The sequence below is a fragment of the Brevibacillus sp. JB24b genome (genome assembly GCF_051713385.1).
Lineage (GTDB): Bacteria > Bacillota > Bacilli > Brevibacillales > Brevibacillaceae > Brevibacillus_B > Brevibacillus_B laterosporus.
This window is the reverse complement of sequence record NZ_JBNVQV010000001.1, coordinates 1,451,070-1,470,766: the sequence shown is the minus strand read 5'-3', so window position 1 is coordinate 1,470,766 and position 19,697 is coordinate 1,451,070. Positions and strand designations below refer to the sequence as shown.

Below are 19,697 nucleotides of genomic sequence, written 5' to 3'. Positions count from 1 at the left end.
CACGAAGGGAAACAGGTTGCTTTGTTTTTTCTATGGGTAAAAAGTCTACCGCCACTTATCAAATGTGGGTTCCAGATTGAATAGAAGATTAGCGTGCAAACGAACGCTTCAGAACACGACCTAGCCTTTGCATATCTCGCTGGGAAAATTTCATTTTTCCCCACCCACTAAAGAATTTTTGACTCCGCTTAGACCTCATCAAATATCCAATAGCAGCTACGATCCCACTCATGATCAAAGTTCGAAAAATTCCGCGTCTCATTAAGCAGCCTCCTTCAGATTCTCATGGGATAAGATTGAAGTGTTACGCTTGTGCTCTTAGTTCTTGGTCATCCAGGAACAAGTCATTTAACGATTCCAAGGAACCGTCTTCTTCCACCTGATAAATAGAAGAAATTTGATCTCCAGACATGCTCATCTCAACATAGCAATTCCAGCAGTAGTACTGATTCGTTCCAATTTTACCAATATCTTTTGATGAACAATTGGGGCAAGTCATCATGCATAATAACCTCCTAAACGCTAATGCGCCTTAAATCCGGTGTGCATGGGGATAATAAGGTGTTCGTTTCCGATTGATACAGGCGTCGTTGCAATAATCCGCTTGCGCCCTTCGGTAATATCGGCAATCCAACCGTCCGATAACTCGTACCCTACCATCCTTTCCCAGTCAACAGAAAAATAAACATCTTCCACTTTTCCCAGCCAAGCACCGGTCTTTGTTACAACTTGTTTTCCTTTTAGTGCATGTTCACCTGTAAATAGGCAGAACATTTGATTCGTATCTAGATGGCGCATTGAGGTCACAACATGCTTGTCCTCTACAATGATGAAATCGTCCCCGATTGTACCGATATGGTTGGAATGAATGTAGCGTCCCTGCTGGAACCAGCCTGCTTCTTGCAAAACCAGACCAATGACTTGCAAGTGAAGATCACAGAGGATATCTCGGACAATCCCAATTTCTTCGCCGCTGTTCATGGCCAAAACTGGTAAGCCTACTACGTCCAATGCTCTCTTCATGGGCATCTCCTCCCGTTATGTTAGTATTGCAGTTGAGATGCTCTTATATCCTGCCTAAACTGTTCCACCTAAACCATACCTTCCTTTATCCGTACAAACGTAGCCGATCTTGTAAGTAGCTATAACGAATCCCTTCCTCGTCATTTTGCACCGCAATGCGAAAAGCATCTGGATCACCACACATTAGCAAAAATGACTTGCTACGTGTTACACCCGTGTAAATTAATTTTCTGCGTAACATTCGATAATAGTTACGTACTAAAGGTAAAATAACAATTGGAAATTCACTACCCTGTGATTTATGCACCGAGCAACAGTACGCCAGAGTAAGTTGGTGATATTGTGAACGGCGGTATACAACCTCTCGTCCTTCAAAGGACACCACCAATTGCTCTTCATTCTCCTCATTTTCTGTAGGACGAAAAATGGCAACAACTTCTCCCATGTCTCCGTTGAATACCTGTTCTTCTGCATTATTTACCAATTGAAGTACTTTGTCTTTTACCCGAAAAACCGTTTCACCAAATGTTACCTCTCGCTTCTGTTCCGAAGGCGGGTTGAACAAAAGCTGTAGCTCTTCATTGATGTGGTTAACACCGGCTACTCCTTTGTACACGGGGGCAAGAACCTGTATATCTTTTGCTGTATATCCTTTATTTACGGAACTGGAGCAGATTTGTTTCACAACATCAACAACATTTTGTGGCGAAGTTGTGAAAAATCTGCGATCTTGGGTTGGAGTAAGTAAATCTTGTGGTACTTTTCCCACTCGAATGTCATGAGCCAGTTGAATAATAGAAGATTCTTCTGCCTGCCGATAAATATCTGTCAACTGGACAACCGGGATCACATTTGACTCCAGCATATCAAACAAAACATTGCCTGGACCTACAGAAGGCAATTGATCAGGGTCGCCTACCATTACAACATTTATGTCCTTAGGGAGACAGCGGAATAATTGGTTAGCTAACCAAACATCCACCATTGACATCTCATCAATAATAATCATTTTGCCGCGAACGGGATTATCTTGATCATGCTCAAAGCTCTCTCCCTTCCACCCTAGAAGACGATGGATCGTCATAGCTGGTAATCCTGTCGTCTCAGACATACGCTTTGCTGCCCTACCAGTAGGAGCTACCAATAAAATGGGAAAGGGATTATCTTGTGTGTCATATTTCTTCATGTCCAAACTAATTCCCTGCAAATTAGCAAAAACATGACAAATTCCCCTAATGACTGTTGTTTTTCCCGTACCGGGCCCCCCAGTCAGTAGCATTAATCCTGAATCCATTGCTTTTTCTACTGCTTCTCGTTGTTTAGAAGCATAGCTAATACCTAATTCTTCTTCCACTTTTCCGATAGCTTGGTAAAACTCGGAAGCAGGATAGCTATCAGGATTCTCTCTTGAAGCAAAATAATGAAGTCGTTTGGCCAGTCCAATCTCTGCAAAAAATAAGGATGGGAGGTAAACGCGCTCCTCTTCCCAATGCACTTTGTTATCTATTACTAATTGTTCAATAGATTTCTGCACATCTTCTACCTCAAAAACGTGCCCACCACATTCTGTTAATAGCGAAATAGCCCGCTCCATTAATTCTTCATGAGGAAAATAAACATGTCCCTCACTATAACCTGTTTCCTGCAAAACATACAGACACGCTGCCATCACTCGTTCCGGGGAAGATGCGGCAATTCCTGTCGACAGAGCGATTTCGTCAGCACGTTTAAAACCAATGCCCTGCACATCTTCAATGAGCTTATATGGAGTTTCTGTCAATACCGTCATTGTATTATGCTTATACGCTTGATAAATACGTAAAGCTAAATGGACACCAATCCCAAACTCGTATAAGAAGACCATGGTACGCTCTAATGATTGATGCTCTAGAACTGATTCATAGATCTGCTTAGCTCGTTTGGGAGAGATACCTGGAATGGCGGCCAGATCGTCAGGGTTTTCAGCAATGATGGTAAGTGCATCGACCCCTAAATGTTCCACTATCCGCTTTGCCAGCTTCTTACCAATTCCACTAAAAAGTCCACTTGCTAAATACTTTTCAATACCTGATTTTGTTTTTGGTGTTTCACGTTCGTAGCGTTCGGCTACATACTGCTTTCCATATTTCGGGTGATCTTTCCACTCACCATAAAATGTATAAGTTTCATCCTCGTGAGGACGCGGAAAATGCCCTACAACAATAACATCTTTATCTTTAATCGGTTCCGTTGTCTCTTCCACTTTAAAACGAATGATGGCATACCAGTTCTCTTCGTTATAAAATATTTCGTGTTTTACTTGTCCTCGAATGTAGGTCTCACGAAACAACGGGAGGGCCTGTTGCTGCACGGTAGTACGCCTCCTTTTCTAAAAAACCTTGACTTTGGAAAGACTTCTGGAGCCAACCAAAGCCTTAGTTGAACTTTTTTCAGATAAATTTTCTGTAAGTAACATCCATCGTAAAAAAAATTCCACTATCCGGTGTGATAGTGGATGTATGCTACTTTTATTGTACTTTGAGGAAAAGGGTTTTGACAACTTGATTCGAACAAGCGTTCCAAACCTTTCACAACTAACTAATACTTTAACAACAAGCAGATTTATACTTTATTTTACTAAGCGCTTTACAATCTGCACAATTTTTTGAGCTGCTGCTATCACTTCTTCTTTTGTGTTGGTCATGCCAAAACTAAAGCGAATAGCTGAATCTGATCGCTCTTTGGACAAATTCATCGCTGTCAGCACATGAGATACCTCTAACGAGCCTGATGTACATGCAGAACCACTAGCTGCTGCAATACCCGCCAAATCTAGATTAAACAGCATCGTCTCAGTATTTACTCCTAGAAAGCTAACATTTAAAATATGTGGCAAAAATTGTTCATCATGACCATTTACCTCAAATGCAATTCCTGCTTCACTGAAAGCCTGTAGCATAGCCTGGCGCATATCTAAGTATTTTTGACGACGCTCTTCACGGTCGGAGCGCATGAGCTCGATTGCTTGAGCAAATCCAACAATACCAGCTAGATTTTCTGTTCCTGCCCGTCGTTTACGTTCTTGTGCTCCCCCGTGTAAGTATGGAGTAATTGTGATTTTACGTCCCATGCACAAAGCACCTACACCTTTTGGTCCATTGATTTTATGGGCAGATAAAGAAATCAGATCCACAGGTAGCTCATTTGCCTTGATGCGCAATAATCCAAAAGCTTGTACACAATCTGAATGGAACAGGATTCCTTGATCCTGCAAAAAGCTACCTATTTCTTGGATAGGTTGAATTGTCCCTACCTCATTGTTTCCATACATAATGGAGACTAAAATGGTATCAGGTCGTATTGCTTTTTTTACATCATCTAAGCTGACCATCCCCAATTCATCTACTGGTAAATAGGTTACTTCAAATCCCATTCGTTCGAGATGCTCACAAGCATGTAATACCGCATGATGCTCAATCTGAGTTGTAATGATATGCTTACCTTTTTGTTCATTAGCAAGCGCTCCACCGATCAATGCCATATTATCAGCTTCCGTACCACCGCTGGTAAAAATGATTTGACTGGGATCAGCCCCCAGAAAATCAGCAATTGTTTCCCGTGCTTTTTCCATTGCTTTGCGTGCTTCACGACCAAACCCATGAATACTGGATGGATTTCCATAAATCTCAGAGAAATATGGTTGCATGGCCAGTATCACTTGTGGATGAACAGGAGTCGTTGCTGCGTTATCCAAATATACGTATGAGTTCATGTTCTAATCCCCTACTTTGTAATCTAACACTAAATGTAGAACATATAATTATCAGTGCGTCCGTCATCTTGATAATTGATGAGGTCCCGCAGCGTAGTGGAGTCAATTACAGACGTTATACTATCTCGAATGCGCAGCCATAGATAACGCTTTGCTGGGTCCTCTTCTTCTGCAAACTCTACAGGACTAATTGGACCTTCTAGCACTCGCAAAATATCTCCCGACGTAATATCGTCAGGTGATTTGGAGAGTACATAGCCACCATAAGCTCCTCGAATGCTTTTTACCAACCCTGCATTCCGCAGGGGAGCGATTAACTGCTCTAAATAATGCTCAGATAATTCATGGCGCTGAGCAATGCTTTTCAATGAAATAGGACCGTCCCCATGACGGGTGGCTAGCTCCATCATAATAGTTAAGCCGTAGCGTCCCTTAGTCGAAATTTTCAACGTTAACAACTCTCCTCTATGTTTCACTGTACGTCTCTGACAAACTTCCCTGAAATTGTAGCACATGAGTCGCTTTCTTTTGGTCAAAATATGGTCAGGGAGGTGAGCTTATATGGCAACCAATAAGCGTTCCGAACGTGGACGAAACCATCCATCTGACGTTCTTTATGAAGTACCAGCAGGAACCATTGCTCACAAAGCAAGATTTGGTGCAAGCAAAACTAGCAAGCAACCAAATGAGAACGGAGATTTACCAAATAAACCGGGCGGAAATGTACGGACGTAAAAACAACAAGAATGAATCGGTCTTCTATTGCTTTACTAAATACTAAAGCTTTGTACTTTCCCGACAAGATTCCTTTTATCATTATTTTTTAAAAAATATTCATTCCTACAAGTACATGTTGCATGTAGAAACAAGAGTCACATGTTTACTCTGTAAGAAACCCTTCTCGCATGCTATTACTTCGATCTCTCTTGTTCAGAGGGTCGAAGTTCTTCTTTTTATCCAAAACAAAGAAATTGATCGCTACGCTCTAGTTATTTTTTATTACGATAAATATAAACTTTTCCCAAAAGAATGTAAAGGCATCGGAATAATAGGGGTTAATTTCGAGATGCTTGACGCTTTTGAATTTCTGCCTCATATCCTATCTGTTTAGGTTGATAAAATTTCTCTTCTACACCTTCAGGCAAATACTGCTGTTTCACATAGCCTTCGGGATAATTATGGGGATATAGATACCCTTCCCCGTGACCTAATTTCGCAGCCCCTTTATAATGCCGATCCCGTAAGTGAACAGGTACAGGCTTATGCCCTTCTTTTTGTACATGCATAAGTGCTTGATTAATTCCCATATACGCTGCATTACTTTTCGGTGCGGTCGCAAGATACGTGGTGGCTTGCCCTAAGGAAATGCGCCCTTCCGGCATACCAATCAATTCCAACGCTTGAAAGCAAGCTACAGCTACGGATAACGCTTGAGGATCAGCATTACCGATATCTTCTGATGCGGAAATTATTAAGCGACGCGCTATAAATCGTGGATCTTCACCTGCATCAATCATCCGAGCTAACCAGTAAAGAGCACCATCTGGATCAGATCCTCTAATCGACTTTATAAAAGCAGAGATGGTATCGTAATGATTATCACCACTTTTATCGTAGCGAACAGCTCTACGCTGGATAGATTCTACTGCCACATCCAGTGTAATAACGATCTCTCCTGCTTCATTTAATGGTGTGGTCGTAGCTGCTAATTCCAGTGCATTTAATAAGCGACGAGCGTCCCCTTCTGCGTAGTGAATCAAATGTTCTCTCGCTTCTGGTTTGATTTGAACCCGTAATTCTCCAAGTCCTTCAAGCTCATCAGTTAATGCTCTATCAATAACTTGCCCTAAATCCTCATCTGTTAGGGATTGTAAGGAAAAAATTTGAGAACGTGAGAGCAAGGCTGCATTCACTTCGAAAAAGGGATTCTCCGTTGTTGCCCCAATCAAAATGACTGTTCCCTCTTCTACATAAGGTAGGAGCGCATCCTGTTGAGATTTATTAAAACGGTGGATCTCATCAATAAATAACGTAGTACGCTGATTATTCATTACCAAGCGATCTTTCGCTTCCTCTACGATCCGCCGAATGTCTGCTACCCCCGCAGTAACCGCATTTAATTCACTGAAATGGGATTTGGTTGTACGTGCTATGACTTTTGCTAAGGTTGTTTTTCCCGTGCCCGGAGGTCCGTAGAAAATTAAAGAAGAGATCTGGTCCGCTTCAATAGCTCTCCGAAGCAACGATCCTTTGGCTAGTATATGTTGTTGGCCAACTACTTCATCTAGTTTTTTTGGTCTCATTCGTGCCGCAAGCGGCTTAGTACGCCCTTTAGAATCTTCCTGTTCATGGGCGAAAGAAAATAAATCCATCCTTCTCAACCCCCCAATCTGGTTTCTTCAACTATTTGCAACTATAATCTGTCTTTTGTTACCATAACTTTAAGATGTAATCATCCCTGTTCATTTTACTTAGAAAAGCAAGTTACGCCAAGTTTTGGAAGACAAACAATTTGGATGGCTGATTGTTAGTAGAATCAAGTCATTATCTTGAATCCAATACAGCATCTATAGTTCACAATTGATTACTAACCATACCGCGTTACCTTCCCTTCCGTAAAGAAAGTAGCGCAGAAAAGCCCGTGGGCCTCTGCGCTATCCATTACATCATTGTTAGTCACTTTTTTGTAAAACACATACTACTGTATAGGAATCCTGTTTACTATCCTTTTTTCGGTACCCAACCAATTAAATCCTGGACCACCACACTAGCTAAAATCAAACCTGCCACAGATGGCACAAAGGCGTTACTTGCCGGCGGTTGTTTTACTTTGCGAATAGGGGAATCGGGATTTTGAACAATCTGTTCCCGTACATCCGTACGAATTGTTACAGGAATCTCTTTAGAATATACTACTTTAACACCCTTATAAATGCGTTGCTTCTTCAGCTCACGACGAATTACCTTGGCAATAGGATCATAACTGGTTTTAGAGATGTCCTCCACTTGAAAACGTGTTGGGTCCATCTTGTTAGCTGCCCCCATACTTGAGATGATCGGGATATTACGTTTCTTTGCTTCTAAAATCACATGAATTTTTGCAGACACTGTATCCATCGCATCAACAATATAATCTAGCTTATGCTCAAATAGACGTGGAGCTGTTTCATCGTCATAAAACATCTGAAGTGTCACTACCTCACACTCTGGATTAATAGAGTGAATACGCTCTTTCATTAGTTCCGTTTTTTGTTGACCAACCGTGTGTAGAGTAGCATGAATCTGTCTATTAATGTTTGTAATGTCTACGTCATCTTTATCAATCAGGATCAGTTTTCCTACACCAGTACGTGCTAGAGCTTCTACTGTAAAGGATCCTACCCCACCGACACCAAGCACAGCAACGGTACTGTTTCTCATTTTCTCCAAGCCCTCTGGACCAAATGCCAGTTCACAACGCGAGAATTGATGCAACATTTCACTAACAACCTTTCCTACATTCATCTATTTTGATAAGTAACATTCTATCCATAAATTACATACTTTCCTGTCATAGATATATGACCTAGTAATCTTCTCAGATTTATACTTTTTATACAATCATAAAAATAGTGACATTCCGATTATACCTATCAATAGGCTTATATTCAATTCCTATTATTCCACTAGGACTCTAAGTAGATCGCGATCAGACATATGCTAGCATATTGAATTCTACAAAGCAAACAAAAAAACAGGTCCAACCAAAAGACGTTTTGTCTTGGTTGGACCCATTTACCCAAGTAATTTTACTTGTTGGTTACTTCTTCTTTTTTCTCTTCTTCAATAGTAGCGATAAATAGCTGTTTTAATTGATTCACATCTACTTCACTCGGCGCATTAACCATTAGGTCACTTGCGCTTGCTGTTTTAGGGAAAGCAATTACTTCACGTAAATTTGTACGTCCTGCAAGTAGCATTACCAAACGGTCTAGACCTAGAGCGATACCACCATGTGGAGGTGTACCATATTCAAACGCATCCATCAAGAAACCAAACTGCTCTTTTGCTTCTTCTTGACTAAATCCAAGGGCAGTAAACATTTTCTCTTGTACGTCGCGCTTGTAGATACGCATGGAGCCGCCGCCTAGTTCATAACCATTTAGAACCAAGTCGTAAGCTTGTGCGCGAATCGCACCTGGGTCTGTTTCAAATAGATGCAAATCTTCGTCTTTTGGACGAGTGAATGGATGGTGCAAAGCTACATAACGTTTAGCTTCTTCATCCCACTCCACTAATGGGAAATCTACTACCCATAAGAAAGCAAACTTACTGTGGTCAATTAAGCCTAATTCTGCACCTAGCTTGCTACGAAGAGCACCTAGAGAATCTGCTACTACTTTCGGTTTATCAGCTACGAACAACAATAGATCGCCTTCTTCTACTAGCAAGCGTTCTTTTATTGCTGTTATTTCTTCTTCAGAGAAGAATTTAGCGATTGGTCCTTTAACTTCACCATCTTTAAATGCAATCCACGCTAGACCTTTAGCTCCATAACGAGAAGCGAACTTGCCTAGATCATCAACATCTTTACGGGAATAATGTCCGCAACCTTTTGCATTGATTGCTTTTACTTGCCCACCAGTCTCAACTGTGCTTGCAAACACTTTAAAACCGCTATCTTTTACAAGATCTGATACGTTGGTCAACTCCATACCAAAACGAATATCTGGTTTGTCAGAGCCAAAACGATCCATCGCTTCTGCATACGTTAAGCGTGGGAATGATGTCCCTACGTCTGTACCAACTGTTTGTTCAAATACATATTGAACCATTTCCTCCATCATCGGCAATAGCTGTTCCATTGGTATGAAGGATGTTTCAATGTCGATTTGAGTGAATTCTGGTTGACGGTCAGCGCGCAAGTCTTCGTCACGGAAACAACGTACGATTTGATAGTAACGCTCGAATCCTGAAACCATTAATAACTGTTTAAAAAGCTGAGGAGACTGCGGCAATGCATAGAATTCACCTGGGTGTACACGGGATGGTACCAGATAATCACGCGCTCCCTCTGGCGTGCTCTTCGTAAGCATTGGTGTTTCAATATCTAAGAAACCCTTTTGATCCAAGAAATCACGGAACGCTTTTGTCGCTTTTGAACGTAAGTAGAATGCTTTCTGCATTTCGGGACGACGAAGGTCCAAATAGCGATATTTTAGACGAACCTGCTCATCTACTTCAATCTCATCTTCAATTAAGAACGGAGGGGTTTTAGCATCATTTAGGATGGTAATCTCCGTTGCAAGCATTTCGTATTCACCAGTTTTGATTTTCGGATTAACGGCTTCGGGTCCACGATGTACCAATTTACCTTTTACAGATAAAACATACTCGCTACGCACACGATCTGCTTTTTCCCATGCCTCTTTATTCACTTCTGGGTTAAATACCACTTGGCAAATTCCTGTACGATCACGCAGATCAATAAAGATAACGCCACCTAGGTCACGGCGCTTTTGAACCCAACCATTTAAAATAATCTCTTGCTCTACATGTTCTTTGGTTACTTCGCCACAATAGACAGTGCGCACATCAAATTTCATCGATGGTCCCTCCAATAAGTAAATGTTTCGTTCAATTGTTTTTCTTTATCCTTAACGTTTAGCCAAGAGCCAATCGCTTGCTTCTGCAAAACTAACTTCTTGCTGTTTTCCAGTCGCTAGTTCTTTTAGCATGACTACGCCTTTTTCCAGCTCTGATTCACCAATGATAGCAGCATACTTTGCTTCTACACGATCCGCTGCTTTTAATTGGCCCTTCATTTTACGACCTAAATAATCCATCTCTGCTTTAACACCTTTATTACGCAGATCATCTAGCAACTGGAATGCCTTCGTTTTCGCTGTTTCGGATTGCATCACGATGTAGGCATCTAGCCCTTTTTCTATTGGTAATTGAATATTTTGCGATTCTAGAGCCATTATCAAGCGTTCAATACTCATCGCAAAACCAATACCTGGCATATCTTCGCCGCCAATCTCTGCAACTAGCCCATTATAGCGCCCACCACCACACAATGTTTCAACCGCACCGATCTCTGCCATTTTAATTTCGAAAGCAGTCAGCGTGTAATAATCAAGACCACGTACCATACGCGGATTAATGTGGAATGGAATATGAATTGCGGTAAGGTATGCCTGTACCTCTTCAAAATGCTGTTTAGATTCATCGCTTAGATAATCTAAAATAGAAGGGGCATCTTTTGTAAGGGTTTGACATTTTTTATTTTTGCAATCCAGAACGCGTAAAGGATTCCGATCAATTCGGGATTGACAATCTTCACAAAGCTCATCTCGTACACCATTTAGAACCTCAAGCAATGCTCCACGGTGACGAGCACGATCTTCTAGAGTTCCTACACTGTTTATCTCTACGGACAAACCTGTAAGCCCTAATTCTTGATAGATACGCATCGCTACAGCAATTACTTCAGCATCAATTGCAGGATCTGCTGAGCCGATTGCTTCAACTCCGAATTGAACAAATTGGCGGAATCGACCTGCCTGTGGACGTTCATGCCGGAACATTGGTCCTAAGTAATATAACTTAGTAGGTTGATTAGGTACACCATACAGCTTTTTCTCCACATAAGAGCGTACTACCCCTGCCGTACCTTCCGGACGTAAGGTGAAATCTCCTTCTCCACGGGATTCAACACTGTACATCTCTTTTTCCACTACATCCGTAGTCTCACCTACGCCTCGTCGGAACAGTTCTGTCTGCTCAAATATTGGCGTTCGAATTTCTTGGTAATTGTAGCGTGTGCAAAGGTCTCGCATCTTCCCTTCGATGTGCTGCCAAAGCTCCACCGTGCCCGGCATAATGTCTTGTGTACCACGTGGAATTTGGATTTTCGCCATGTGAGTCTCTCCTTTTTTGTTTTTTACGTGCTATATAAAAAATCCGTACAGGGGCAAGTCAGGAAAAATAATTGTTAGAAAACACAAAAAATCTCCCGTCCTTGACATGCCCAACTTACGTACATGTCAGGGACGAGAGATTATATTCTCCCGTGGTGCCACCCTGCTTGGATATATATGTAATCATATCCCACTTCATTCTCATCCTAACGCCGATGCCGCGCCTTACAGTTACTCGTAGCAACGCTATCTTTCACTGGGGTCTTCAGGGAGGTCATTCACCTAATCGTAATAGAGAAGCACTTTCAGCCACGATGCTTCCTCTCTAGCTATTCGTCTAAAGGTTACTTGGTCCCGTCATCAGATCAAAATATATTACAGATCATAGCAAAATCGAGAGTGAGCGTCAACTATACAATCACCTAATTATTTATTAGAGTAAAGCGTATCTAAATCTTGCAGTTTTTTCTCGATTAACTGCTGATACGTATCATTATATGTTTTAGGATCTTTCGGATTTGGCCAACGCGACAATATTCCGCTACCAGGCCTCATCAATTTGGAGACGGCTCCACAGCCTAAGCCAAGAACCGTTTGTACCTCCTCCATCATAACGATGTTATAGATAGAATCTTGATCTCGTAGCGCATAGCCAACATTTTCAAGATTACCTAAAATATTTTTTTGTCGGTAGAGATAGTATGGTACATATCCTTGTTTCTTCGCCCATTCTTCGGTCTCTTGCATCATGTTTAGTATCTCTTCACGACTGGCTACCTGATATTTATCTTTATTTTGGGTCATTTCCGATGCACGTTTAAACGAGAGAGTATGAACGGTTAGAGAAGTAGGCATAAGCTTTTCTACTTCCTGAAGTGAATGCTTCATTTCCTGCATCCCTTCATTTGGCAAACCTATGATCAAATCCATATTAATGTTGGTTACACCCATCTCCATGGCCAAATTATATTTATCCACTGTTTCCTTGACTGTATGGTGTCGACCGATTGCTTGCAAAGTTTCTTGCGTAAACGACTGCGGATTGATGCTGATGCGGTCAACCTTCCACTTTTTCATGATCTCAATTTTATCAGGAGTGATGGTATCTGGTCTTCCAGCTTCTACCGTTAGTTCACGTACTTTGTCCATATGAGGAAAATGCTTATAAAGTGTAACAAAAAGTGCGTCTAACTCGTCAGCAGTAATACTGGTAGGTGTACCTCCGCCAAAGTAAATGGAGGTGATTACCAAGTTCTGGCGGGTCAACCAATCACCTATTGAGCGAATCTCTTCATGTAAACCTGCCAAAAATGGATTTACATTCTGACGATGCACACCAATCGCATAAGCTGGAAACGTACAATATGCACATTTTGTTGGGCAGAATGGAATTCCAATGTAGACAGAGACTTCCCGATCTATTTGATATAAATCAGGAACAACATGTAGCTGACGATCCACTATCTCTTGTAAGAGCTGTAGCTTGTGGGGGCGAACCATGTAGTCTTCTCGTAATTGACGATGAGCCTCCTCGCGACTCAACCCAGATTGTAGCATCTTGTGCAATAATTTAGTCGGTCGAATACCGGTTAAAATGCCCCACCCCTGTTCCATTCCGGTATGACGCTCCAGCAAAGTTAATAGCGTATAGCTAATTGCTTGCTTGGCTGTTTTGCGCATACCTTTTTCGGAAAGCTCCTTATAGGGACGATCGTACTCAAATGTATGCTTTTGATCGGCAAACAAAAGATGTCCAGTAGCATGGACTCCATCGTCTTGCGACTCACAACAAAGCTCTATCTTACTATCACGATGGGAGCAATTTTCCCAGTCTTGTACATAATGAATCGCGGGATCTTCATAGAACAGTGCGGCAATAAAGCCGATTTCACGTTCGAACTGATGACCCACGCATTTAATTTGCAACATGTTCTTCACCTGCTTCTTTCGCAATCCTTCTCATCTTACCTTACCAACATAAGGTGGTCAATTTCAGAGAAGGAACCAACTGTTCTCATAAAAGGTGGACGGATTTAGAAAGCCGTTCGTTGCATAAGAACGATTTTGGCATGATACATGCGAAAAAGGGAGTACATGAGATTATTAGACCATTGGTTTTTGCTACATGAAGCTCTCAACCTAAACTAGCCTGATTCCTGAACACTTGAACAGCTTTTCGCCACTTTCTAGTGTTTAGCACGCCGACGTAGCTCTTGTACCTCGCGGATGCTGATATGAAACTCCTGTGACATTTCTACATCGTTTAAAATGGCTTCTTTTTGTAAGAAATCATGAAAATCAACAGAAAAAATTTGACGGTTTAATTCTTGAGCGAAACGTTCTTTATTGGATTGGCGCATGCTTAATCCCTCCTTGCACTATTGTTTCCGCATGGGAAGATTTGCATGCATCTCAAAAAAAATGTCGAAAGTTGCAGGAAAGTATACGACCTATGAAGAAGATTATTGTTTTATGGAAAAATTGATTTTCCGCACGTCGGAATAAATGACAAACAGAAAGGATGGGACAAACGTGTTTTCTCGCAAGAAGATGATTATCGGGCTTGCAACATGTCTCACTAGCTTGGTCGCCCCCTTCCAAATGGTCTGGGCAGCAAACCAGGTGCAGGTAACAGCCGATAATTTAAACATTCGCTCTGGTCCAGGAACCAACTATCAACTCGTAAGTTCCGTGCCTAAGTCGACAAAACTAACCGTTATATCAAAAAAGGATAAATGGATACAGGTAAAATTACCGAATGGTAAGCAAGGCTGGGGAATAAATACATACCTTCAGGAGATCAAAGCAGCTCCTCAACCACCAAAGGTGATTTATTTAAAGAGTACGGTCGATATGTTAAACATTCGGACTGCACCCAATTCAGATGCTCAAATCATCCAAGTAATGGACAAGACAAAAAGCTACAAAATGATTAAAAAGGAAGGTATCTGGGCACAAATTCAGGTGTCTGAAAAAGTAACCGGCTGGATTAACGCCAAGTTTGTGCAACATGCTACTCCGCCCGCTACGTCAGCACCCCTACCGGGAACAACAGCACCAGCAGTCACTACACCAGATCAGAGCAATCAGCCTGCTAATGTATTGCCACCTGTAGAGCCTACTGTGCAGCCTCCATCTACCAGTAGTATTAAAATCTCTGTAGTAACTAACGTGTATGCAGAACCTAATGTCGCAGCCATGATTATCGGCCAGTTAAGCGCAGGGGATCAGGTAAGTAAATATTCGGAGTCAAATGGGTGGGATCAAATCTTATACAATGGGACAACAGCTTGGATCGCCAATCCAACAGCTCCTAAAACTGGACAGATAACACCTCCTCCGACACAGCCGAATCCTGCTTCATCAAGCTCTACGGTGAAGGTAACTGCAAATAATGTAAACATTCGAAGTCAAGCTAATACAACAAGCCAAGTCCTTACCCAAGTAAATAACGGAGTGGTACTACCGGTATTGTCTCAAAGCAACAACTGGTTTCAGGTAAAAACGCCGGATGGGAAAACAGGCTGGATTGCCAGCTGGTTGGTTACTAAATCAACTGTTGCTCCTCCCACGCTTGGAGTAGTTGATCCAAATGAACATAAGAACCAAAACTCCCTTCAGCCCTCAGTACCTAGTAATCAATCAGAATTGAAAATCAAGGTATTAAACGAAGGCACAAATGTTCGTTCTGGCCCAGGCACCGAATACGAGCCAGTAGGTACTGTACAACCAGGAGAAAGCTATTCGGTAATCAAAACAGAAGGCGATTGGTATCAAATTCGCCTAAAAGATAATTCAACAGCCTACATTGCTAGCTGGGTCGTTCAAAAGGAATCAACAGATATAGCCAATCTGCCTCCTTTAACCGGTAATGAAGCCAGAGGCAAATTGATTGTAGTTGATCCTGGACACGGTGGAACAGATAGTGGGGCTGTAGGGACGACATACAAGACGTTTGAAAAAGAAATTAACCTACAGGTTGCTCTGAAGCTAAAACAACGCCTAGAAGCTTCTGGAGCACGTGTGATTATGACTCGTTCCGATGATACAACTCTTACGTTGGAACAACGTGTTCAATTCGCTGTGCAAAACAATGCGGATATGTTTGTAAGTGTCCATCACAATACACATCCTAATGCAGCCACCAATGGGACCATCATTTTTTACTATCACAAAGGAAAATCGATGGAATTAGCCCAATTGACTCAAAATGAGATCGTTGCAACGACTCAATATAAAGATTTAACATCCAGATTCGGCGATTTTCATGTCATTCGGGAAAATCCAAAACCCGCTATTCTTGCTGAAATCGGCTTTATGACCAATCCACAAGAAGAAGCTAACTTACGTGATGATCAACATCAGCAAAATGCAGCTGAAGGGTTGTTCCGAGGCGTACTACGTTATTTCCAGGTTTATCCAAATTAATTTTTCCACACAAAAAAGCAGCTGGTCCGCCATGGACTAGCTGCTTTCTTTCTATGTGTGTAGCTTAATTAATCGGCTAGACCCTTTGTTTCATCTTTCATTAACTTTCAACAATTAACGTTACAGGTCCATGATTATGAATCTGCACATCCATCATTGCACCAAAACGCCCCGTCTCTACCTGAAGCCCTTTACTTCGTAGCACCTCATTAAATTGGTCGTATAATGGTTCAGCAACTTCTGGACGGGCAGCCGCCATGAAGTTAGGGCGACGACCTTTTCGGCAATCCCCGTATAAAGTAAATTGGGAAATAGATAAAATTTGCCCTCCTGTTTCCTGGACAGAGTAATTCATTTTACCTTCCTCGTCTTCAAAAATCCGCAAATTCGCTACCTTATCTGCTACAAACTCCACGTCTTTTATTGTGTCCTCATGCGTAATACCAACTAGTAACACCAGTCCTCGCTCAATTTTACCGACTACATCGCCATTTACGGACACACTTGATGCTTTTGCTTTTTGGACAACGACTCGCACTACTTATCACTCCGGTTCTATTGTTTTAAATTTATGTAAGCATTCCTTGTTTATGAAAGAAAAGACAGTGTCCCCAAGGAACCACTGTCTGTCACATAAAAATAAGGATATGTTAGGTATTTAGAATTCGACGAACAGAATAAATGTCTTTGATACGCTTGATTCGTTCTACTACGCGGTGTAGATGATCTATATTGTTAATACAGATTGTCATGTTGATAGTAGCCACCCGATTGCGATCCGCTTTGCCACTCACGGCAGCAATATTGGTTTTCGTCTCCCCAACTACATGTAACACGTCGTTTAACAAGCCTGTGCGATCATGGCCAGTAATTTCAATGTCTACATTGTAGTTCTGTCTCTGGTCACCTTCCCATTGTACAGGAATGAGTCGATCACTTTCTTCTACCGTCACATTCGGGCAATCCTTTCGATGAATGGAGACTCCCCGTCCTCTCGTAATGAAACCAATAATGTCATCCCCTGGAACCGGCGAACAACATCGGGAAATACGAGTCAACAAATTATCCACGCCTTCTACACGGATGCCTGTGTCGCTTCGGGTTTGCTTCGGAGTAGGTGCATGAGACTTAAATTCTTGAATAGCTTGTTGTTGCTGTTGTTGTTGCTCTTCTCGATCTCTACGTATTTTTTCCGTCAGTCGATTTGCAACCTGTGCAGAAGTAAGCCCGCCATAACCGACAGCTGAGTACATATCTTCGTCAGATTGAAAATTAAACTTAGCTGCTGCCTCTTTTACATTCTCAGCAGTCATAGTCTCTTTTAAATCAAAGCCACGTGCTTTTACCTCAGCTTCAATCATTGATAGCCCTTTAGCAACGTTTTCTTCGCGCTTTTCTTTTTTAAACCATTGCTTGATCTTATTACGAGCGTGCGCTGACTTCGCTATTTTGAGCCAATCTTGACTTGGACCATATGAGTGCTTGGAAGTCAAGATTTCCATAATGTCACCTGTACGCAACGCAAAATCAAGCGGAACGATCTTTCCGTTCACTTTAGCCCCAATGGTTCGATTGCCGACAGCTGAATGTATGCGATAGGCAAAGTCCAAAGGAACCGAGCCTTTAGGAAGCTCCACCACATCACCCTTTGGTGTAAAGACAAACACCGTATCAGAAAACAGATCCTGCTTGAGCGATTCCATGAATTCTTGGGCATTCGGTGTCTCTTCTTGTCCACCTTGAATAATCTCACGGAGATTACCAATCTTCTCTTCAAAAGAGCCCTGCACTTCTCCTTTGCCCTCTTTATAGGCCCAGTGAGCAGCGATACCAATCTCAGCTGTACGATGCATCTCCCATGTACGAATTTGCACTTCCAATGGTTCACCCTTAGGACCGATTACAGTGGTATGCAGCGATTGATACATGTTGGCTTTTGGCATAGCAATATAATCTTTGAATCGTCCTGGCATAGGCTTCCACAAAGTGTGCACAATTCCAAGGACAGCGTAACAATCACGAATATCATTCACAATGATACGTAAAGCAAGCAGGTCATAGATTTCGTTAAACTGCTTATTTTGTGACACCATCTTTTTGTAGATGCTATAGATATGCTTAGGTCTACCAGCAATCTCTGCTTCAATATGCAACTCATCTAACTTATCCGTAATCATTGCTTTCGCTTCTGAAATGTATTCCTCGCGCTCCGTCCGTTTCTTTTGCATGAGATTTACAATCCGATAATATTGCTGCGGATTCAAATAGCGAAGAGCCGTATCCTCTAGCTCCCACTTTACAAAAGCAATACCAAGGCGATGAGCCAGTGGTGCAAAGATTTCTAGCGTTTCATCCGATATTTCACGTTGCTTTTCTTCGGACATATGACGTAACGTACGCATATTATGCAAACGGTCCGCCAATTTAATTAAAATGACCCGAATATCTTGTGCCATGGCTACAAGCATTTTTCGATGGTTCTCTGCTAACTGCTCTTCTTTGGATTTGTATTTAATTTTTTCTAGCTTTGTGACTCCGTCTACCAGATGTGCTACCTCTGACCCGAATTCCTTACGTAAGTTGTCTAGCGTAATTTCGGTATCTTCCACAACATCATGGAGAAAACCGGCAGCAACAGTTACTGCATCCATGTGCATATCCGTCAAAATGCCTGCAACTGCAATCGGATGCATAATATAAGGCACCCCTGATTTACGCACTTGGCCCTCGTGAGCTTTGCGCGCTAAATCATAGGCACGCTCCAGCATAGTAACGTCCTCGTTTGACATATAGCTATTCGCTTTGCTTAAAATTTCCTCGATGCCCGTAGTCATATTTCCCTTCCTTAATCTTCACTCTGAAGATGAAAACCGTCTATCTTTCCCTTAAACGTATTACCTTTTATTATCTGGTATGAAAGGGAGAATGTAAAGGTAATAATCTTCCATTCTCTACTTAAAACTCACAAAATAGACACTTTCTTTTCGAGTTTCTCAGGCAAATCCACAAAAAACCTCTGCAAGCGAAAGGCTCACAGAGGTTTTTATACAAAATTTTAGTATGTGATTAAAGAAGAAACCGGGATGTCACCTAGTTTTTCACGACCATCGAGATAGCTTAATTCAATTAAGAATACAGCCCCTACTACGATTCCGCCCAATTGTTCAACAAGGTTGATTGATGTCTCGATCGTACCGCCTGTTGCAAGTAAGTCGTCAGCAATCAATACACGGTCACCAGGCTTGATTGCATCTTCATGCATTGCTAATGCATCACTGCCGTACTCTAGGCTATAATCAGCTTGAATAGCCTTGTAAGGTAATTTGTTTGCCTTGCGAATCGGAATAAATCCAACATTCATCGCATATGACAGCGGTGCCCCTACAACAAAACCACGCGCTTCCGGTCCTGCGATTACATCCACATTTAGGGTATCAGCAAATGTTTTTAGTTCATTGATTGCCGCTTTATATACAGGGCCATCTTTTAATAGGGTAGTAATATCTTTGAAACGAATCCCTGGTTGTGGGTAATCTGGAATCACGCGAATATAATCTTTAAAGTTCATTAAGGAATGCCTCCTACAAAAGAAT

General features: G+C 41.8%; 17 protein-coding genes. 2 read left to right on the top strand and 15 right to left on the bottom strand.

Annotated elements, in window-relative coordinates; genetic code table 11:
- Positions 1-88 precede the first annotated feature (88 nt).
- From ACQV1I_RS07155 to cymR, 6 genes are all read right to left on the bottom strand, one after another.
- Positions 89-262, bottom strand: coding sequence for a hypothetical protein (locus ACQV1I_RS07155; RefSeq protein WP_197261760.1), 174 nt, complete (start codon positions 260-262; stop codon positions 89-91).
- A gap of 42 nt (positions 263-304) precedes the next feature.
- The gene (locus ACQV1I_RS07150) at positions 305-502 is read right to left on the bottom strand and encodes a hypothetical protein (RefSeq protein ID WP_003345362.1); all 198 of its coding nucleotides are present in this window, start codon (positions 500-502) and stop codon (positions 305-307) included.
- A 20-nt stretch (positions 503-522) separates the two neighbouring features.
- The gene (locus tag ACQV1I_RS07145; RefSeq protein WP_116333193.1) at positions 523-1,023 is read right to left on the bottom strand and encodes a PRC-barrel domain-containing protein; all 501 of its coding nucleotides are present in this window, start codon (positions 1,021-1,023) and stop codon (positions 523-525) included.
- 85 nt (positions 1,024-1,108) lie between these two features.
- Complete coding sequence (gene recD2 / locus ACQV1I_RS07140; RefSeq protein WP_116333192.1) at positions 1,109-3,373, bottom strand: SF1B family DNA helicase RecD2; 2,265 nt, start codon at positions 3,371-3,373, stop codon at positions 1,109-1,111.
- A gap of 258 nt (positions 3,374-3,631) precedes the next feature.
- Positions 3,632-4,774, bottom strand: coding sequence for a cysteine desulfurase family protein (locus ACQV1I_RS07135; RefSeq protein WP_094700245.1), 1,143 nt, complete (start codon positions 4,772-4,774; stop codon positions 3,632-3,634).
- Between the two features lie 29 nt (positions 4,775-4,803).
- On the bottom strand, positions 4,804-5,223 hold the full coding sequence (gene cymR, locus ACQV1I_RS07130) for a cysteine metabolism transcriptional regulator CymR (RefSeq protein WP_003338326.1): 420 nt from the start codon (positions 5,221-5,223) through the stop codon (positions 4,804-4,806).
- A 112-nt stretch (positions 5,224-5,335) separates the two neighbouring features.
- Between cymR and ACQV1I_RS07125 the strand changes: the two genes are divergently transcribed.
- Entirely contained in the window at positions 5,336-5,509 is a 174-nt protein-coding gene (locus tag ACQV1I_RS07125) for a hypothetical protein (RefSeq protein ID WP_018672200.1), read from the top strand.
- A gap of 320 nt (positions 5,510-5,829) precedes the next feature.
- On the opposite strand, the gene ACQV1I_RS07120 is transcribed toward ACQV1I_RS07125, so the two are convergent.
- The 6 genes from ACQV1I_RS07120 to ACQV1I_RS07095 form a co-directional block, all read right to left on the bottom strand.
- Positions 5,830-7,146 carry an AAA family ATPase gene (locus tag ACQV1I_RS07120; RefSeq protein ID WP_116333191.1) on the bottom strand — a complete coding sequence of 439 codons (1,317 nt, stop codon included), beginning with the start codon at positions 7,144-7,146 and terminating at the stop codon, positions 5,830-5,832.
- A 349-nt stretch (positions 7,147-7,495) separates the two neighbouring features.
- Entirely contained in the window at positions 7,496-8,251 is a 756-nt protein-coding gene (locus tag ACQV1I_RS07115; RefSeq protein WP_018672202.1) for a tRNA threonylcarbamoyladenosine dehydratase, read from the bottom strand.
- A 311-nt stretch (positions 8,252-8,562) separates the two neighbouring features.
- Positions 8,563-10,359, bottom strand: a complete 1,797-nt coding sequence (gene aspS / locus ACQV1I_RS07110) for an aspartate--tRNA ligase (RefSeq protein ID WP_094700243.1) — start codon at positions 10,357-10,359, stop codon at positions 8,563-8,565.
- Positions 10,360-10,410: 51 nt separating this feature from the next.
- Positions 10,411-11,676 carry a histidine--tRNA ligase gene (gene hisS / locus ACQV1I_RS07105; protein ID WP_116333190.1) on the bottom strand — a complete coding sequence of 422 codons (1,266 nt, stop codon included), beginning with the start codon at positions 11,674-11,676 and terminating at the stop codon, positions 10,411-10,413.
- 426 nt (positions 11,677-12,102) lie between these two features.
- Positions 12,103-13,605 carry a coproporphyrinogen III oxidase gene (locus ACQV1I_RS07100; protein ID WP_094700242.1) on the bottom strand — a complete coding sequence of 501 codons (1,503 nt, stop codon included), beginning with the start codon at positions 13,603-13,605 and terminating at the stop codon, positions 12,103-12,105.
- Between the two features lie 257 nt (positions 13,606-13,862).
- The gene (locus tag ACQV1I_RS07095; protein WP_018672206.1) at positions 13,863-14,036 is read right to left on the bottom strand and encodes a hypothetical protein; all 174 of its coding nucleotides are present in this window, start codon (positions 14,034-14,036) and stop codon (positions 13,863-13,865) included.
- A 172-nt stretch (positions 14,037-14,208) separates the two neighbouring features.
- Here ACQV1I_RS07095 and ACQV1I_RS07090 point away from each other — a divergent pair, with 172 nt between their 5' ends.
- Positions 14,209-16,104: an SH3 domain-containing protein gene (locus ACQV1I_RS07090; RefSeq protein ID WP_116333189.1), complete on the top strand. Its 1,896-nt coding sequence runs from the start codon at positions 14,209-14,211 to the stop codon at positions 16,102-16,104.
- Between the two features lie 100 nt (positions 16,105-16,204).
- Here ACQV1I_RS07090 and dtd read toward each other — a convergent pair whose 3' ends face one another.
- The 3 genes from dtd to ACQV1I_RS07075 all read right to left on the bottom strand — a co-directional run bounded on the left by dtd (position 16,205) and on the right by ACQV1I_RS07075 (position 19,672).
- The gene (dtd, locus tag ACQV1I_RS07085) at positions 16,205-16,642 is read right to left on the bottom strand and encodes a D-aminoacyl-tRNA deacylase (RefSeq protein ID WP_094700240.1); all 438 of its coding nucleotides are present in this window, start codon (positions 16,640-16,642) and stop codon (positions 16,205-16,207) included.
- Between the two features lie 112 nt (positions 16,643-16,754).
- Complete coding sequence (locus tag ACQV1I_RS07080; protein WP_116333188.1) at positions 16,755-18,938, bottom strand: RelA/SpoT family protein; 2,184 nt, start codon at positions 18,936-18,938, stop codon at positions 16,755-16,757.
- 221 nt (positions 18,939-19,159) lie between these two features.
- Positions 19,160-19,672 carry an adenine phosphoribosyltransferase gene (locus ACQV1I_RS07075; protein WP_003338338.1) on the bottom strand — a complete coding sequence of 171 codons (513 nt, stop codon included), beginning with the start codon at positions 19,670-19,672 and terminating at the stop codon, positions 19,160-19,162.
- Between the last annotated feature and the right edge of the window lie 25 nt (positions 19,673-19,697).

Excerpts from the sequence above, each read along its gene's own strand:
- ACQV1I_RS07145 (WP_116333193.1), bottom strand. The coding sequence starts at position 1,023 with ATGAAGAGAGCATTGGACGTAGTAGGCTTACCAGTTTTGGCCATGAAC.
- ACQV1I_RS07080 (WP_116333188.1), bottom strand. The coding sequence starts at position 18,938 with ATGACTACGGGCATCGAGGAAATTTTAAGCAAAGCGAATAGCTATATG.
- ACQV1I_RS07120 (WP_116333191.1), bottom strand. The coding sequence starts at position 7,146 with ATGGATTTATTTTCTTTCGCCCATGAACAGGAAGATTCTAAAGGGCGT.
- ACQV1I_RS07100 (WP_094700242.1), bottom strand. The coding sequence starts at position 13,605 with ATGTTGCAAATTAAATGCGTGGGTCATCAGTTCGAACGTGAAATCGGC.
- ACQV1I_RS07155 (WP_197261760.1), bottom strand. The coding sequence starts at position 262 with ATGAGACGCGGAATTTTTCGAACTTTGATCATGAGTGGGATCGTAGCT.
- ACQV1I_RS07075 (WP_003338338.1), bottom strand. The coding sequence starts at position 19,672 with ATGAACTTTAAAGATTATATTCGCGTGATTCCAGATTACCCACAACCA.
- ACQV1I_RS07095 (WP_018672206.1), bottom strand. The coding sequence starts at position 14,036 with ATGCGCCAATCCAATAAAGAACGTTTCGCTCAAGAATTAAACCGTCAA.
- ACQV1I_RS07125 (WP_018672200.1), top strand. The coding sequence starts at position 5,336 with ATGGCAACCAATAAGCGTTCCGAACGTGGACGAAACCATCCATCTGAC.
- ACQV1I_RS07135 (WP_094700245.1), bottom strand. The coding sequence starts at position 4,774 with ATGAACTCATACGTATATTTGGATAACGCAGCAACGACTCCTGTTCAT.
- ACQV1I_RS07150 (WP_003345362.1), bottom strand. The coding sequence starts at position 502 with ATGATGACTTGCCCCAATTGTTCATCAAAAGATATTGGTAAAATTGGA.
- ACQV1I_RS07115 (WP_018672202.1), bottom strand. The coding sequence starts at position 8,251 with ATGTTGCATCAATTCTCGCGTTGTGAACTGGCATTTGGTCCAGAGGGC.
- aspS (WP_094700243.1), bottom strand. The coding sequence starts at position 10,359 with ATGAAATTTGATGTGCGCACTGTCTATTGTGGCGAAGTAACCAAAGAA.
- hisS (WP_116333190.1), bottom strand. The coding sequence starts at position 11,676 with ATGGCGAAAATCCAAATTCCACGTGGTACACAAGACATTATGCCGGGC.